Source organism: Kitasatospora sp. MBT63, assembly GCF_000710465.2.
In the GTDB taxonomy this organism is placed as follows: Bacteria; Actinomycetota; Actinomycetes; order Streptomycetales; family Streptomycetaceae; genus Kitasatospora.
The window spans coordinates 1-352 of sequence record NZ_JAIZ01000368.1 but is presented as its reverse complement, the minus strand read 5'-3'; the positions used below and the strand labels follow the sequence as shown (position 1 = coordinate 352).

Below are 352 nucleotides of genomic sequence, written 5' to 3'. Positions count from 1 at the left end.
GACTAACCGGTCCCCTTAACGTTCCAGCACCGGGCAGGCGTCAGTCCGTATACATCGCCTTACGGCTTCGCACGGACCTGTGTTTTTAGTAAACAGTCGCTTCTCGCTGGTCTCTGCGGCCACCCCCAGCTCGGAGTGCAAGACTCGTCACCAGGAATGGCCCCCCTTCTCCCGAAGTTACGGGGGCATTTTGCCGAGTTCCTTAACCATAGTTCACCCGAACGCCTCGGTATTCTCTACCTGACCACCTGAGTCGGTTTGGGGTACGGGCCGCCATGAAACTCGCTAGAGGCTTTTCTCGACAGCATAGGATCATCCACTTCACCACAATCGGCTCGGCATCAGGTCTCAG

1 rRNA gene is annotated in these 352 nt (G+C 57.1%); it reads right to left on the bottom strand.

Annotation, left to right across the window (positions count from 1 at the left end):
• Positions 1-352: ribosomal RNA gene (locus AA75_RS21690) — 23S ribosomal RNA — on the bottom strand; the annotation flags it as partial.